The 15,322-nt window shown below is 43.4% G+C and carries 13 protein-coding genes; 4 read left to right on the top strand and 9 right to left on the bottom strand.

Annotation, left to right across the window (positions count from 1 at the left end):
• Positions 1–124: 124 nt before the first annotated feature.
• Both ACED60_RS09405 and ACED60_RS09410 read left to right on the top strand, forming a co-directional pair.
• A complete protein-coding gene (locus ACED60_RS09405) occupies positions 125–2,509 on the top strand; it encodes a helicase-related protein (protein ID WP_371727392.1) in 2,385 nt (794 codons plus the stop codon).
• A 203-nt stretch (positions 2,510–2,712) separates the two neighbouring features.
• Entirely contained in the window at positions 2,713–3,090 is a 378-nt protein-coding gene (locus ACED60_RS09410) for a hypothetical protein (protein WP_009846478.1), read from the top strand.
• 191 nt (positions 3,091–3,281) lie between these two features.
• On the opposite strand, the gene ACED60_RS09415 is transcribed toward ACED60_RS09410, so the two are convergent.
• The 7 genes from ACED60_RS09415 to ACED60_RS09445 form a co-directional block, all read right to left on the bottom strand.
• Positions 3,282–4,385: a phosphoribosylaminoimidazolesuccinocarboxamide synthase gene (locus tag ACED60_RS09415; protein ID WP_017098747.1), complete on the bottom strand. Its 1,104-nt coding sequence runs from the start codon at positions 4,383–4,385 to the stop codon at positions 3,282–3,284.
• A gap of 253 nt (positions 4,386–4,638) precedes the next feature.
• Positions 4,639–5,046, bottom strand: coding sequence for a SulA-like leucine-rich domain-containing protein (locus tag ACED60_RS09420; protein ID WP_009846480.1), 408 nt, complete (start codon positions 5,044–5,046; stop codon positions 4,639–4,641).
• Between the two features lie 353 nt (positions 5,047–5,399).
• On the bottom strand, positions 5,400–5,588 hold the full coding sequence (locus ACED60_RS09425) for a hypothetical protein (protein WP_048659540.1): 189 nt from the start codon (positions 5,586–5,588) through the stop codon (positions 5,400–5,402).
• A 165-nt stretch (positions 5,589–5,753) separates the two neighbouring features.
• The gene (locus ACED60_RS09430; RefSeq protein ID WP_371727393.1) at positions 5,754–6,854 is read right to left on the bottom strand and encodes a hypothetical protein; all 1,101 of its coding nucleotides are present in this window, start codon (positions 6,852–6,854) and stop codon (positions 5,754–5,756) included.
• A 142-nt stretch (positions 6,855–6,996) separates the two neighbouring features.
• Entirely contained in the window at positions 6,997–7,665 is a 669-nt protein-coding gene (locus ACED60_RS09435; RefSeq protein WP_009846483.1) for an OmpA family protein, read from the bottom strand.
• A gap of 105 nt (positions 7,666–7,770) precedes the next feature.
• Complete coding sequence (locus tag ACED60_RS09440; protein WP_371727394.1) at positions 7,771–8,460, bottom strand: DUF2786 domain-containing protein; 690 nt, start codon at positions 8,458–8,460, stop codon at positions 7,771–7,773.
• A gap of 220 nt (positions 8,461–8,680) precedes the next feature.
• A complete protein-coding gene (locus ACED60_RS09445; protein ID WP_009846485.1) occupies positions 8,681–9,364 on the bottom strand; it encodes a DUF3334 family protein in 684 nt (227 codons plus the stop codon).
• Between the two features lie 219 nt (positions 9,365–9,583).
• Between ACED60_RS09445 and ACED60_RS09450 the strand changes: the two genes are divergently transcribed.
• Both ACED60_RS09450 and ACED60_RS09455 read left to right on the top strand, forming a co-directional pair.
• Positions 9,584–12,619 carry an FAD-binding and (Fe-S)-binding domain-containing protein gene (locus tag ACED60_RS09450; protein ID WP_371727396.1) on the top strand — a complete coding sequence of 1,012 codons (3,036 nt, stop codon included), beginning with the start codon at positions 9,584–9,586 and terminating at the stop codon, positions 12,617–12,619.
• A 66-nt stretch (positions 12,620–12,685) separates the two neighbouring features.
• Positions 12,686–13,147, top strand: a complete 462-nt coding sequence (locus ACED60_RS09455) for an isoprenylcysteine carboxylmethyltransferase family protein (RefSeq protein ID WP_012603712.1) — start codon at positions 12,686–12,688, stop codon at positions 13,145–13,147.
• 138 nt (positions 13,148–13,285) lie between these two features.
• On the opposite strand, the gene ACED60_RS09460 is transcribed toward ACED60_RS09455, so the two are convergent.
• On the bottom strand, positions 13,286–14,011 hold the full coding sequence (locus ACED60_RS09460; protein WP_009846488.1) for a DUF3581 domain-containing protein: 726 nt from the start codon (positions 14,009–14,011) through the stop codon (positions 13,286–13,288).
• Between the two features lie 169 nt (positions 14,012–14,180).
• Positions 14,181–15,230, bottom strand: coding sequence for a hypothetical protein (locus tag ACED60_RS09465; RefSeq protein ID WP_009846489.1), 1,050 nt, complete (start codon positions 15,228–15,230; stop codon positions 14,181–14,183).
• Positions 15,231–15,322 lie beyond the last annotated feature (92 nt).

Below are 15,322 nucleotides of genomic sequence, written 5' to 3' on the forward strand. Positions count from 1 at the left end.
GTAAATAGTTTACCTCCGATCTTTGCAAACAAAATGATATTCTTACCCATGTCCCACACTTATCGAATTTTAGCACCATAATTCGTTATACTTTGCTCACACTTTTTCGCGACGCCTCTTTTTTATGTCATTACTGCCCATCGATGCTTATCAAAACGTATTTCACGAACAAATCGCTAATTCTCATCTAGTAGTAGAAGCTGAAACCGGATCGGGCAAATCAACGCGTTTGCCAATTTGGGCTTGCCAACATGGGCGAGTACTGGTGGTTGAACCAAGACGAATAGCTTGTACCTCATTAGCTAAATATCTCGCCCTACAATCGGGCGAAAAGCTTGGTGACAAAATTGGTTATGCGATCAAACTTGAGTCTGAATACAACGAGAAAACTAACGTCGTTTTTGTGACGCCCGGTATCGCGCTGCGTTGGTTATCTGAAGATGGACTCGCTGGCTTTGATGTCATCGTTGTCGATGAATTTCACGAAAGGCGTTGGGATATCGATTTGCTGGTGGCGATTCTCAAACAAAAAGCGAGCCATCGCTTGGTGATCACGTCTGCAACCATCGAAGGGGAACGCCTTGCTCATTATTTGGATGCGAATCGAATAAGCTGTGAAGGCCGAACTTATCAAGTTGCTATTGAACACCGAGCGAATGAGTCCAGAGCATTGCCCGATATTCGACACCTAGAGCAACGCATTGCCGAAGAAGTGAATCACCAACTGATAGCATCTTCTGGTGACATGTTGGTTTTTCTGCCGGGTAAAAAAGAGATCGTGCAATGCGAACAAGCCTTAGCGAAAAATCCAGATATCCAAGTGGTGAAATTGCATGCGTCGGTCAGTGATAAGGAGCGAGATTTAGCGTTATCGGGTCGTAATATCGATATCAATGCTAACGGTTATGGCCTGAGAAAGGTCATTCTTGCAACCAACGTGGCAGAAACCTCATTAACCATTCCCGATATTGGTGTGGTGATAGATTCAGGATTAGAAAGACGCACCGTTCAACGAAACGGTAGAACGACTCTGATGCTTAAATCCATATCACGAGCCAGTGCCAAGCAACGAGCTGGTCGCGCGGGTAGGGTAATGGACGGCGCTTGTGTGCGTCTGTATGGTGAGCATGTGGCGTTAGAGTTAGTCACACCGCCTGAATTGCAGCGTGAAGAGCTGATCGAACCGATGTTGGCCGCGGCCTGTTGTGGTGCTCCGCTTGAGAGCTTGTCTTTCCTTGATCCTATTCCTGAAAAATCACTAAACAGTGCTACTCAAACCTTGCTGACGATGGAAGCGATTAAAGCCGACCATCAAATTACCGAGCATGGCAAAAAGCTGTATCCGCTGCCGATTGATGCTTTGTATGCCGATATCGTTACTCGAATCAAAACCAAAGCATTAAAAGAAGCGATGGTCGATCTCACAGCTGCGTTGTCCGTTCCGGCTCGCTTGTATCAGTTACCGAACAATGCAGAACATTTGGAAGCACTCGCTCAGCAAGAAAAGGAAGGGTGTGATCTAAGCCTGTTGATTCAGATCGTTCGCGGTCGCGAGTATCCAAATCTAGAAATCGATCAGCAGGCATTGAATGAAGCACAGGGACTGGCTAAGCAAATGCGTGAGGTGTTTGAACTTCCTCAATTAGAAGTCGCGTCCCGTTTCCAGCGTATTGAACTGCTTAACACTATTGTTCAACTTCACCCTGAACTGGTGTTCGTACGCAGACTGAAACGAAAAGAAGCCTTTGCTAATGGAGTTTTAGAGGTAGTACTCGGCCGTCAGAATCGTTTCCCTGATAATGAACAAGCGATGTTGGTGCTTGATACCCATAGTTTGCCGGGAAGAGGCGTTAAGCAAACACTGACCTTAGCGACGGTCACGGCCCCCATTCCTCTTGAGCTTATCATTGATGCTGAGCTAGGAGAGTGGGAGCAAGGTGAAACGATTGTGAATGATGACGGCGTCTATACTGGGATGGCGTTGGTGTATGCCGGCCGCACGATCACGACCAAGCTCGTGGCAGCGGAAGGGCAACTATCGTTAAAGCCGATCGTCGATCTTGTATCGAATGGGGTTAAACTTCCCGGTTTTGCAGAAGCTCGCACTCAACAAATCAAACATTGGCAGTTGTATGTGAAACTCGGTCTCAATGAACAAACCCAATACACTCCAGAAATTGACCAAATGAACTTTGAGTTATGGTTTATAGAACAGCTTGAAGTGTTAGGTGTCACTGATGTGAGCGAATTGGAAATGTTCGACCATGCTGATATTCCATTCGATGGTATCCCGACTTGGCTCTATTTAGAGTTTTCGGAAAAGTATCCGTTTGCATTGAGCCTTGCCGACTTGCAACTCGAAGTCGAATACCTGCCGGCACGCAAGCTGATTTACGTTCACTATCAATCGGGCAGTCGAAAGTTATCGCCAAAACGTTGGGAGCTCCCGACATGGTCTGGCTGGCGTATTCAGTACAAAAAAGCGAGTCGGATAATTGATATCAAATAGATGGATTAGTTTTATCTCTAAAATATTAATCAAATAGGTGCATATATGTTTTTTCAGTACTTATTTTGTTACAAGTTTGATTTTTATATGCCTTTTTAACCAATCAAAAGGTCATAAAAGACTATTCTTCTATATCCTATTGCTATAAAGAAAGAGTTGATAGATATTGAGTATATTGTGTTGTCAAAGTGTCGGGGGACATCATGGATAAACAGACAGAGACGCGTGTAGAGTTTGATTACACAACATTTCTTGGCGCCTCATGCAGTAAAAAATGGACTTTTCTGGAAGCACTAACCACGATTGCGCCAGTATTTAGTACCGTCTGGCGAGATAGCATTAAAGAGCTAGCCAGCCCTGAAGATCGTTTATGGCAGATGGCATTGAAATCGATGTCGACGCGTAAAAGTGATGAGTCAAACATTGTTACCTTACTCAAGCTAGCCAAGCTAGAGGGGATCAATGAACTCAAAGTTGCTATGCCATATTCTCTTGAAGAAGAGCAGATCGAGTACATTGAATCGCGCAGTCATTTGGTGATTGCCGAGAATACTGGAGAAGAGTTTACTATTAAGCTTTAATCTATCAGTATTGCTTAGAGCTTAGAGCTTAGAGCTTAGAGCTTAGAGCTTAGGAGCGAGCTCAAAGAGTATTAAAAATCGCACACGAAAAAGGGCCTCAATAATGATGAGGCCCTTTTAGTATCTGAAATTTGTGTTTAGAAGCTTTTTAGCCTTCTAGAATGCAATCAGTCAATCAGTCAATCAGTCAATCAGTCGACTAGACCATAGTCAGCACGCAGTACATCGATGATTTCTTGCTTAGGATTCTCGCTCAGTACGATCTCTGCACCTGTGATTTTCGCTGCGATATCAAGATAAGTACGAGACAGAGACATCAGTGAATCAAGAGGCAGCTCATTGTCACGAGCTAACGCTTCACGCTCTGGCATACGCTCTTTGTTCAAAAGAATGTCCGGATCAGGGAAGTAGTTAAGCAGGAACTGGCGGAAACCTTCTTTTGAATTCTCAACGATGTTGCCGTTATTGTATTCCTGAGTATCCCAAATGCGAGATGAATCTGGAGTACCGACTTCATCCATGTAGATAAGCTTTTCTTTGCCTTGAGCATCGTTCACATAGCCGAACTCAAATTTCGTATCGACAAAGGTTTGATCGACTTTTGCTAGCGCTTGGCTAATTACGTTGAAGCCTTCTTTTAGAAGTTTCTCGTAATGCGCAATGTCACTTGCTTGAGTAAAGTTGAACGCTGCGAAGTTATCTTCGATGTTGTTACGTGTGATGTTCACATCATCAGCTTCTGGAACGCCAGGAATACCTTTCAAAATCCCTTTTGTAGAAGGTGTGATCAGTAGCTCAGGCAATTTCTTGTCTTTCTCAAGGCCTTCTGGCATCTCGATACCACAGAATTCGCGTTCGCCGTTTGCGTATGCACGCCACATTGAACCTGTGATGTATTGACGACAAATCGCTTCGATCATGACTGGGCGAGCTTTTTGTACAATCCATACGAATGGATGAGGGATATCAAGAATGTGACTGTCAGCAAGGCCGTTGTCTTTAAACAATTTGAACCAGTGGTTAGAGATAGCATTCAGAGCCGCTCCTTTACCTGGGACACCTTTTAGATTCCCTTCACCACGCCAGATACAATCAAATGCAGAGATACGGTCACTGATCACCATGATTGCTAAAGGCGCATCTGGTGCTACATCGTAGCCTTTCTCTTTAATTAGTCGTTGGCTATCTTCTTCAGTTAACCAGTAGACCGAACGAACCTTGCCACTGTGGACAGGTTTATCAGTACGGATTGGTAGGTCATCATTTACGGCAAGAACTTGATCAGCAAGGCTCATTTAGACATTCCTATCTTTTATCAAACGTCATACAGAGAAGTGCGGTGTGCACATGATTAGACGGGCATTATACCCAATCTACTATTTGCTTCCAGAGAAAAAGCAAACGATTGCTAAATCTATTGTTTAAATAAAAACCCCCGCCTAACAATCCGCTAAAAAATTGGCGAGTTGTAGGGCAGGGGAAGGCAGTATATTTGGACTGTGTTTTTGAGCTATGTTTTTGAGCCAAAATGTTATTAAGCAAGGTGGTTTAGTGAATACGCTCTGAATTGGCATCAATAAAGAAGACTTCGCACTGAAAGCGCATTCCTAATGTTCTTAGGTATTGCTGACTGAATTGATCAATCGAAGCACTCGCAACAATCGCGCTCGCATTCTTAGATCGAATGGCTTTCTCGACGGTTTCTACTTCTGTCATTTGATTAGAGGCTTTCATGTGAATAACACGATCACAGCAAACATTATGTTGCTGCAACTGTTTAGCCGATGGTCTTGGTGTTTGAGCCGTAAACAGTAACCACTGATGTTGATTGGACAGCAACGCCATTTTGGCAAACAACGCTTCTTCGTTTGAACTTTTTGTGTCACGAGAGACGGATGTAAATGCGCAGTGAGTTAGCGGGCTAGAGTGTTGTGCTTTAACGTGTGCTGGAATCATTTTGCTGTCCTTATATACATGCTGTATACGCATACAGTAGTTTTTGTTGCTTATAAGATCAAGCGTTTTTTGAGGGATTATTGGCCGTTCTTGCTTGGTTGGGTAAGTGGTTTTTATTTAAGTTGTTGAAAGTATGGTAAAAATTAAATTTGAATGAATTTGTTGTTTTGTCTCATAAGTTGAAGAAATGTGAGCTTTATACAGGTGTACACAGTGGTTTTGACAGAAAAGTACTGTATACACCTGTATAGAAGATAAGAAGATAAGAAGATAAGAAGATAAGAAGATAGGAAGATAAATCTCAGATACAAAAAAAGCGCCTTAGGCGCTTTCTTATATTTCAACGGTGTTGCTTATCTCAATGTCGCTTGGGAGAGTTTTGCTCTCATTTCCATTTCACCAATATTGAACTGGCGAACATCAATGGTGGCCATATCATTGCACTCTTGACATGCATGATGACACTTACCATCTAGGTAGTCGTGCTTTTTAACTAGGCTTGGCTTTTTGCACCAATCACAAACGCCTTCTATTGTGAACATATTCTCTCCTCACCTGTTTAAGTCAGGTGTATTTTCGGCGCAAATTATGACACAAGTAAGACTCATTAGTTAATAGTTTGTTACCTGTTTTTGAGAGGGGGATCGATTGCAGTACTAATAAAATCGATATCTTTGCGACTTTGGAAATCGAGTTTGCTTGGTTGTTTACTTTTTTGTAACACTCTTAAGGATGGTTTTTAGCGAATTGTTCAAACGTTTCATCTCTTCGTCACACCCGTAACCATCTGGGTGGTAGATTTTGGATAGCTGTTTATATCGAATTTTAATGCTTTTTTGATTCGGAATTGAGCTAGGTGTATACCCAAATAGAGCGCAGGCTACTTGTAAATTGTTCAGGCTGTTGTCATTTTTCTGTTTTTTTAACTCATGGAACATCGTGTGCAGCTGACGTTTCTGCTGCTTAATAGTGAAGTCCTTCGAGCTAAGCTGTGCTTCAAGTGTCTGCTTTTGTTGCCCCAATTCACCCGATTTTAGAGCGTGTCTTCTTTTTGATATCACCAGAGTCATGATAATGCTGACAATTGAAATCAACACGGCTAAGGCTGTGCCAATTAGATAGTCTGAATACGTTAGGTTAGAACGTGTTACCTGCTCTCTAGAGGGCAGATAAGAAGGGGAGCTACTTGCTCGCTCTGGATTAGATAGCCTCTGATTCGTGCTGCTTTCAGCAATGACGTTGTCATTGAGCTTCTCAATCGAAGAGATCTGCTTGGCACGTTGCTGGTTGAATTGCGCTTCCAGAATACGGTTATAGCCATCTTCGGCTGTTGGATTGTTTTTTAAGGCCGCTTCATACCATAGCTGTGCTTCATCTAATGGTTTTAGGAGTTCTTTCTCAAGTGAGGATTCGTAGAGCTTTGCGACTTCGATAGGCGCGCGCTGGTTACCTTGCAAGGCTGATTTAATAAACCATTCTAAAGCTAGCTTGTTGCTTTGCTCTACACCTGATCCTGCCAAGTACCATTCAGCCAGCCTAAATTGCGCATTTGCATTGCCGTTTTCTGCGGATTGCGAGTACCAATAAAATGCATCGTTGGTGCTCAAAGGGACATCATTACCTGATTCATAAGCTTGAGCTAGTTGGTATTGAGAAACTGGATCTTGAGGTTGAGATTCTATCGAGAATGCAACGTTGCTTTCTGCATGAACGAAGTGTGCAGTAGAGAACTGTATTGTGGAAAAGATGAGGGTAAAAAATAGAGTTCTAAGAAGTGATGATGACAGAAAGTTGGATAGGATAAACAATAGATAAGTCTCGTTAAAAAGCCCAGAGTCGGTATATCAGTATGAATATGGCTAGTCGTGTGACTTTGAACAAGCCACACGACGATAAGCAACTATATAGAGGTTAATTCAATAGATAAAGACGAACTGGGCTTTAATCGTGCTACTTAAGCGGCAAGATTTGAATTTCTACGCGACGGTTACAAGCGCGACCTTGAGAGGTGTTGTTGTCACATAGAGGGTAACGTTCACCGTTACCACGAGCAATGGCACGGCCTGCAGCAACGTCTTGAGAGATCAAGAATGCACGAACCGATTCAGCACGACGCTCAGAAAGAACTTGGTTAGAAGACTCGCTGCCCGTGCTGTCAGTGTGACCTTCGATCACTAGGCTAGTGTCTGGGTATTCAACTAAGATGCGCGCAACGCCGCGAAGTGTTTTGTGGATGCTTGATTCTAAAGCGTAAGAACCAGAATCGAAGCCAATGCCGTTCTCTAGGCGAAGTAGAAGTTGGTTCTCACCAACACGCTCTACTTGAACGCCTGAGTTCATGAGTTCTTCACGAAGTGCAGCTTCTTGCTGGTCAAAGTAGTAACCGATACCACCGCCAACTGCGGCGCCACCTGCTGCGCCGATGAGTGCACGCTTACGACGGTCTTTAGAGTCGTCACCCGTAGCAGCACCAGCAACAGCACCGGCGATTGCACCAATTAAAGCGCCTTGAGTTGCAGAGTTCGTCTCAGATTCGCCTGTTGTCGCGTTTTGGCGTTGAGTTGCCTGACAACCCGTTAAAGCAACAGTGAGTGCCAGGGCTAGTGTGATTTTTTTCAACGTATTTCTCCATCATGTACTTCTGTCAAACGCATGAATTACGAAAGACAACAATAAGTCCTATTGGTGGTTTTTATCAATACGCTGAAGCAATGTAAAGTGGCTCTATGATTTAGTTATCTTTTTAACCGCTTGAGTTCCGCCAACTGGTCGATTTACAGACAGTTTTCGACCTTTCCTCAAGCCAACTTCATAGTCTGCGGTGAGGTTTTTCATCGCTTCTCTGAGTTGTTGTTTGAACGTTTCGCGGTCGATGTTTTGGAACTCTTTATCAATGTAGTTATTGATCTTGTTGTTTGACTCGTCGTCTGGGGTGATAACAGGCAGTTTTTCAAGTGCACCTTCTACCCAACCCGAAACGTAAGAGTTTACGCGACGTGTTACTTCTAGTGTCCCTGTTCCCGAGCCCGCAAAACTGTTTCTGAATTGGCCAGTGTGCTCATTCAGTTCGCGATAAATAATATCGAACGCAAAAGCCGCGAAGATAGCGCGATCGGCTTCACCAATGAATTCAACGCGTTTAAGGCCTTTGTGATTCAGTAACACGGCTTCTACGCCAAACTTGGTGTTAATACCACGAATAACACGCAGCAGTGTAGAGCTGATATTTGCAGGTAACAGGTGACTGGATTGAGTTTTTCCCATCTTGATAAATTCAATATCGTCCTTTTCGAGACCATATTTCAGCATCAAGTTATGCGCCATTTTTATCGCATTGGCAGCTTCATTGACGTTCGCAGAGTTTCCAAGCTCAAGACACTTGGCAATTTTCTTTAGGGCTTTTTTCTTATCCATCGACAACTTAATCATTACCGCAAATTTTTAAAAGTCCAACATTTTACATGTTTTGGCGAGTAACAGCAAAGTCAAAAGTCATTTGTAGGAATGTGGTGAACGATTATGGAAAATAAGGATATAGGAAGGAAGCGGCGACTCCCGGACAAAACAAAACGCCATCAAGAGGATTGATGGCGTTAGTGACACGATTTTTAGGAAGTGCTAGAGCTTTCGCAAACTAGATTCCAAGTTCATCGAGTAAATCAGCTGCAGAATCGTTGCCTGAACTTTGCTCTGGCTGCTTTGGTTCTTGCATTTTTTTCTGAGTCGCTTCAAGAATGCTGTCTGGACATTCGTCTTCAGCGATTTCAAATTCTTCCAATTGGATGAATTCTGTTTTGTCCATTGCAAGCTCAAGGTAGAAAATGTTGTTGTCGGCAGTAGAGAAAGTAACACGACGAGCTTGCGGGCGATCTAAGTTAGTATCAACAGAAAGGTTCACTTGCTTGTTCAGTGCCAGCATTTTCGGTTGGTTTTGTGTGATGTTAGTTTGCAGTTCTTTACGGATTTTGTTGGTAAAGTCGCCAACCAACTGGTTCATCAACTCACCTAATACATCACCTACTTCGTCTGAAGTATGAAGTACAGCGAGTTCGTCTTCAGGCATGCCCATATTACGCATGTAATTTGTGTAGATCTCTAGCGCTGCTTTCGACGTAAAATTGATCACAACAAGACCTGAAAAACCGCCGTCGAACAAGACGAAACAACCAAAATCTGGCTTAAGGCTTGTCTTGTTGATCTTTTGAACCATGGCTGAGTAGGACACCTGTGAAGCCGTCGCTGAAGTAAGTACGTTTGAGACTGATTGGCATAGCTTAAGAAGAATATCTTCAGTTGTGACTGTTTTGCTTTTTTTCATTGTTATTTGCTCATGGAGATGTCGTAAAAAAGTTATCTACTATCTTACTACTGAATTAAGACGAAAGTGACTATTTCTCCATTCTTGCACCGAGATTCTTATTTGATCACCTTTTTATATGATCTTAATAGTAGTAAAGTGACGAAATTCAAAGAAAAATATTAAAAATCTCAGATAACCCAATGCTGATAGGATCAGCGAAGTAGGGGCAGGAAGCAAATGTTACCAAGACTTCAACTCAATGCTGATGTCGATCCAGTTGTCGTACGCTTTTTAGATGAACTAAAAACAGCGGGCTTTACTGGCGACATTGAATCTCAATATTCTAGCCGTTTGGCTGTGGCGACTGATAACAGTGTCTATCAGCAATTGCCGCAGGCAGTTATTCTCCCTAAAACAACTCAAGACGTTGTGTTGATCGGTAAAGTGGGTGCAAAATCTGCTTACGAACGCGTGACCTTTTCCCCTCGTGGCGGTGGTACCGGTACTAACGGACAGTCTTTAACAAAAGGCGTCGTGGTTGACCTTTCTCGTTATATGAACAAGGTTCTTGAGATTAACGAGCAAGAAGGCTGGGTAAGAGTTCAGTCAGGTATCGTTAAAGACCAATTGAACGATGCTGTGCGTCCGTATGGTTACTTTTTCTCTCCAGACCTTTCTACCAGTAACCGAGCAACCTTAGGTGGAATGATCAATACCGATGCTTCGGGCCAAGGGTCATTGAAGTACGGTAAAACGTCTGACCATGTGTTGTCGCTGCAAGCGGTCTTCGCAGATGGTTCATGTCTCGAATCCGATTTATCACACGGCTTACCTGCTGAAGGTGAATTTGCTCACCATGCCCTTGCAGTAACTGAAGCCGTTTGTCGAGATAAGCGCGCTCAAATTCTTAATAAATTCCCACCATTGAACCGCTTCTTAACCGGTTACGATTTAAAGAACGCAATCAACGAAGAAGACGATAGCTTTGACCTGACTCGTGTTCTATGTGGTGCGGAAGGTTCATTAGCATTCATCACTGAAGCAAAGCTCAACCTCACGCCGATTCCCAAAGCGCGAACGCTGGTTAACGTGAAATACAACACGTTCGATTCTGCACTGCGTAATGCGCCGTTCATGGTAGAAGCGAAAGCGCTGTCTGTTGAAACCGTTGACTCAAGAGTATTGAACCTAGCGAAACAAGACATTGTTTGGCACACCGTGAGCGATTTGCTGATGGATGTTCCAAATAAAGAGATGCTTGGCATCAACATGGTTGAGTTTGCAGGCCAAGATGAAGCGGAAGTTGAACAACAAGTTCAAGCGCTGACCGCACAGCTTGAAAGCATGGTAGAAACTGAAGAAGCCGGTGTGATTGGCTTCCAAGTGTGCAGTGATTTGGCGAGCATTGGCCGAATCTACAACATGCGTAAGAAAGCGGTAGGTCTATTAGGTGCGGCGAAAGGCCGAGCTAAGCCAGTCGCTTTTGCTGAAGATACCTGTGTACCACCAGAAAACTTGGCCGACTTCATCTCTGAATTTAGAGTATTACTCGATTCAAAAGAGTTGAACTACGGTATGTTTGGTCACGTGGATGCGGGCGTACTGCACGTTCGTCCTGCTTTAGATTTGTGTGATCCTATGCAAGAAGCATTGATGCATGAAGTCTCTGATGAAGTGGTTAAGCTGGTGGCTAAATACGGCGGCTTGATGTGGGGTGAACACGGAAAAGGCTTCCGTTCTGAGTATGGTCCTGACTTCTTTGGTGAAGAGCTGTTTACCGAATTAAGACGAGTTAAAGCGGCATTTGACCCGCATAACAAGATGAACCCAGGCAAGATCTGTACGCCGTTAGAAAGCGATGCTGAGTTGGTGAAAGTCACTGATACCAAGCGTGGTTTCTACGATCGTCAGATCGACGTACAAGTCCGTGATAGCTTCAAGCAAGCGATGGAATGTAATGGTAACGGCTTGTGTTTCAACTACGATACGAGTTCGCCAATGTGTCCTTCGATGAAAGTCACGGCTGACCGTCGTCATTCACCAAAGGGCCGTGCAGGCTTGGTTCGTGAATGGTTGCGTCAGTTAACGGAACAAGGCGTCGATATTCTCGATTTAGAGCAAGAAGCACTGAAGGACAATACGCCGATTAAAACCATGGTGGAACGTGTTCGTAACACGATGAACAAACGCCATGAGTATGATTTCTCGCATGAAGTTCATGAAGCGATGAACGGTTGTTTGGCGTGTAAAGCGTGTGCGAGCCAGTGTCCGATTAAAGTTGATGTTCCGAGTTTCCGTTCTCGATTTTTAAACATCTACTATTCGCGTTACCAGCGCCCAGCAAAAGACTATTTAGTTGCCAACATTGAAACCATGCTGCCGCTGATGGTGAAAGCGCCAAAAGTAGTGAATGCTGCATTGGGTCAAAAGTGGATACAAACCGCAACGGCTAAAACGGTCGGGTATGTTGATGCTCCTTTGATGTCGGTACCTACACTTAAAAATCGTCTAGCGAGCAAAGAGCTGCAACTCTTCGACTTACAGTACTTAGAAGGCTTGTCTTCTGAAGAGAAGAAACAGCATGTGCTGATCGTTCAAGACCCGTTCACTAGCTTCTATGATGCGGAGGTGATTGAAGACTTCGTCACTCTGGCTCAAAAACTTGGCAAAACTCCGGTGTTGCTGCCGTTTAAGCCAAATGGTAAAGCTCTGCACATTAAAGGCTTCTTAAGTCGTTTTGCGCGTGAAGCGAAATCAACATCGGAATTCTTGTCAATGGTTGCCGATATCGGCATTTCTTTGGTGGGAGTGGACCCGGCTCTTGTGCTTTGTTACCGCGATGAATACGTTGAGATCTTAGGTGACAAACGTGGCGACTTTGATGTGCTTACCGTGCATGAATGGTTAATGCCATCGTTGGGTGAGTTCGAAGCACGCTCAGCAAGTGAAGATATGTGGTACTTGTTTGCTCACTGTACTGAGAAAACCAAAATGCCGAACGCTGAAAAAGAGTGGGGCACTATCTTCAAGCACTTTGGTGCTGCGTTAACCAGCGTTCCGGTCGGCTGTTGTGGCATGGCGGGCACCTTCGGGCATGAAGTCGATAAGCTACAAATGTCGAAAGATATATACGGTTTAAGCTGGAAGCCTCAAATGCAGGACTTACCAAAAGATCGTTGTTTGGTGACGGGTTATTCTTGCCGTAGCCAAGTGAAGCGTTTTGAAGGTGAGAAGCTTGCTCACCCATTACAAGCGCTAGCAAAAATTCTTTAATACATTTAGCCCAGCAATTGCTGGGCTTTTTTCTAAACTAACAAAGGAATGTTAATAAGGAAAAGTATGAAATTTCTAGAATTAAAAGTACCACCCGTTGCACTGTTCATTATTGTATTCGTAGCATCATACTTCTGCGCTCAGCAGTTGAGCCAAGGAACATTGGCACTGCCTTATCGAATGGTTGTGCTCGGTATCGGGATTGTCTTGAGTGGTGTTATTGGAATATCAGGCATATGGGAGTTTCGCAAACAGAAAACCACCGTTAATCCGATCAAAGTCGACACCGCTTCTGCAGTTGTGGACAGTGGAATCTTTGGCTACACGCGAAACCCAATGTATCTAGGGCTATTTATCCTACTGTTTTGTTTTGGCTACTTCTTCCAAAACCTGTTCAGTGTCTTACTCAGTTTTGTATTCGTAATCTACATGAATCAGTTCCAAATTAAGCCAGAAGAACGCGCTCTAGAGCAATTATTCGGTGCGGAATATGTTGATTACAAACAAAAGGTTAGGCGCTGGATTTAGTTCTGACTTGAATACAGGCTTGAGTGACTTGATGTCATTAGTCATCGAAATGAAAAAGCCCAGCTTGTGATACCAAGCTGGGCTTTATTGATCTTGTCTCTAGTTATTTACATAAAGTGATGTAAATAAGAGTGCTGATTAAGCGGCAGCTGCGAACTGAGCTAGAAACATCTCTTTACGTTCGTTGAAGCGGTTTACTAGGTCGTCTACAGAAGCTTGGTCGTATGGCTTAAGACCACTTGCTACCATGCGCTTTACGCCTTTACCGACTACTTCACCGTCTTCTTTGAAATCAAAGTTCAGTGTCACGATGCCACGCTTGCCTTCAACATCAAAAGTCGCACCAGAGAATTCAACTTCTGGGTGAGATAGGTCTAGGCGAGTAAATTCAACTTCCATGCTCTCGTAAATCACAAGAGGACGTTGGCAGTTGATCATCATTTGTTGTTCTTCCATAAGAGGAACCATGATGTGTGGGAAGTTCATGCCTGAGAACTTAACGTAGTTTGTTACTACGTGTTCGATGAATGCTTGATCGTGGCTCTTTTCACCTTCACAAGACATGTGTAGGTACTCTTTGCCTTTCTCGTCAACCAGTGAGCTTTCTTTCTCACACTTGTTGTCAACGCTTAGCGCAATACCGTTACCCACCATACCTGAAAAATCAAAACGCATTTTTTGGCTGATGCCTTCTTTTTGCAGAAGTACTGCAAACAAAAGATCGCCAGGCACGCAGAAGCGTTTGTTGTCTTCATCGTGAATTGGGTTGAAGTCAGCGGCTACTTTTTTAGCAAAGTGGCTAGCTTGTTCACGAGTGAATTGAAATTGATTGTCTTCAGTAGAAAAGTAAGGTATCAGAAACATAGTATCGCTATTAGTCATCAAATCTGGCGGGGATTATAGCTAACTAACTTGGTTTTAATGGTCTATCCAGTTTACGAGGGCCGAAAAAGGAGGGAGATTGGTGAGCGGGACTTTTGGTGCCGTAAAAATAATAAAGGTCTAGAAAATCTAGACCTTTATTTATATAAGCTTATTTTTTATTAGGGAAGAACCACTTATCTAAGTAATCACTCATCGGTGCAAAAGCAAGGTTTGCGTAGTTAAATGGGTAATTAGCGGTTGTTGTTTCACCACTTGCAATTTTACCAATTGCCGTAAAACCTTTTGGTTGGTTTGCGTCTTTCAGCTCGTTCGGGTATTTACCGTTAGCAGGGTTTACTTTGTATTCATAAACTAACCCCAAAAATGCACCAGGGTTGAGGTTCTTTTTGATAGTGTGGGTATAGTCTAACTTGCCGTTTGAAATATCATCGCCTTCGTCATTAATGCTCGTACCATTATCGGCCAGACATTTACTCGGAGTGCCATCAATACGATCTGAACCTAATTGTCCGTTACCGTAATTACATTCGTTATATTTTAGGTAACCTAGAGCTTGTGTACCGGTTCCTATTTTCTTATTAACAAGAGTCTTGAAGCCTTCGTAGCTCTTAGTTAACTCGGCACCTACGGCTGTATTGTTGTCACCATCAACGTAGTAATCGAAAACTTGCATAAGCTTTTGATATGTCGTGGTACTTAGTGTTTCATCCATCCCCGATCTTGTAGTGTAAATCAATTCTAAGCCATTGATATTAGGGCTGCTCGCATAGATGTTTTGTGCAAGTGCAATAATGAACTTACCGTGGGCTGTTGATGGATTTGGCTCTTCTTCGGAAATGCCAATGAGTATTTTTTTCTGGCTAAACTGTTTTCTTACATCATCATGAGCCCATTTAAGCAAATTTTCGACTTGCAGTTTTACGGCATCTTGCTGAACTTGAGTAATGTTTGGACCAATCGGCAGAATGTAAATACCTTTTTCAAAAGCACAGTTTGGCACTTCAGCTGCTGTTGAACAGTTTTTAATGCTGGTATAGGTCGCGACTTTCGTTAGCGTTGGAGTCGTTGGAGTCGTTGGAGTCGTTGGAGTCGTTGGTTTTGCTGGTGCTTTATTGCTTGAGTCTGATCCACAGCCGGCTAAGAATAAGGTGCTGATAAGGGCTGTTGTAAGCAGGATTGGGGATTTTTTTGTTATCATTGGTAATGAACTTTCCGACGGTGAGTGATGATTTTTCGGATAGTATCACTCCTATCAATAAGTGTATTCATTTTTTATGGACAAGTGGGCTG

The sequence above is a fragment of the Vibrio sp. 1F279 genome (assembly GCF_041439815.1).
In the GTDB taxonomy this organism is placed as follows: Bacteria; Pseudomonadota; Gammaproteobacteria; order Enterobacterales; family Vibrionaceae; genus Vibrio; species Vibrio tasmaniensis_A.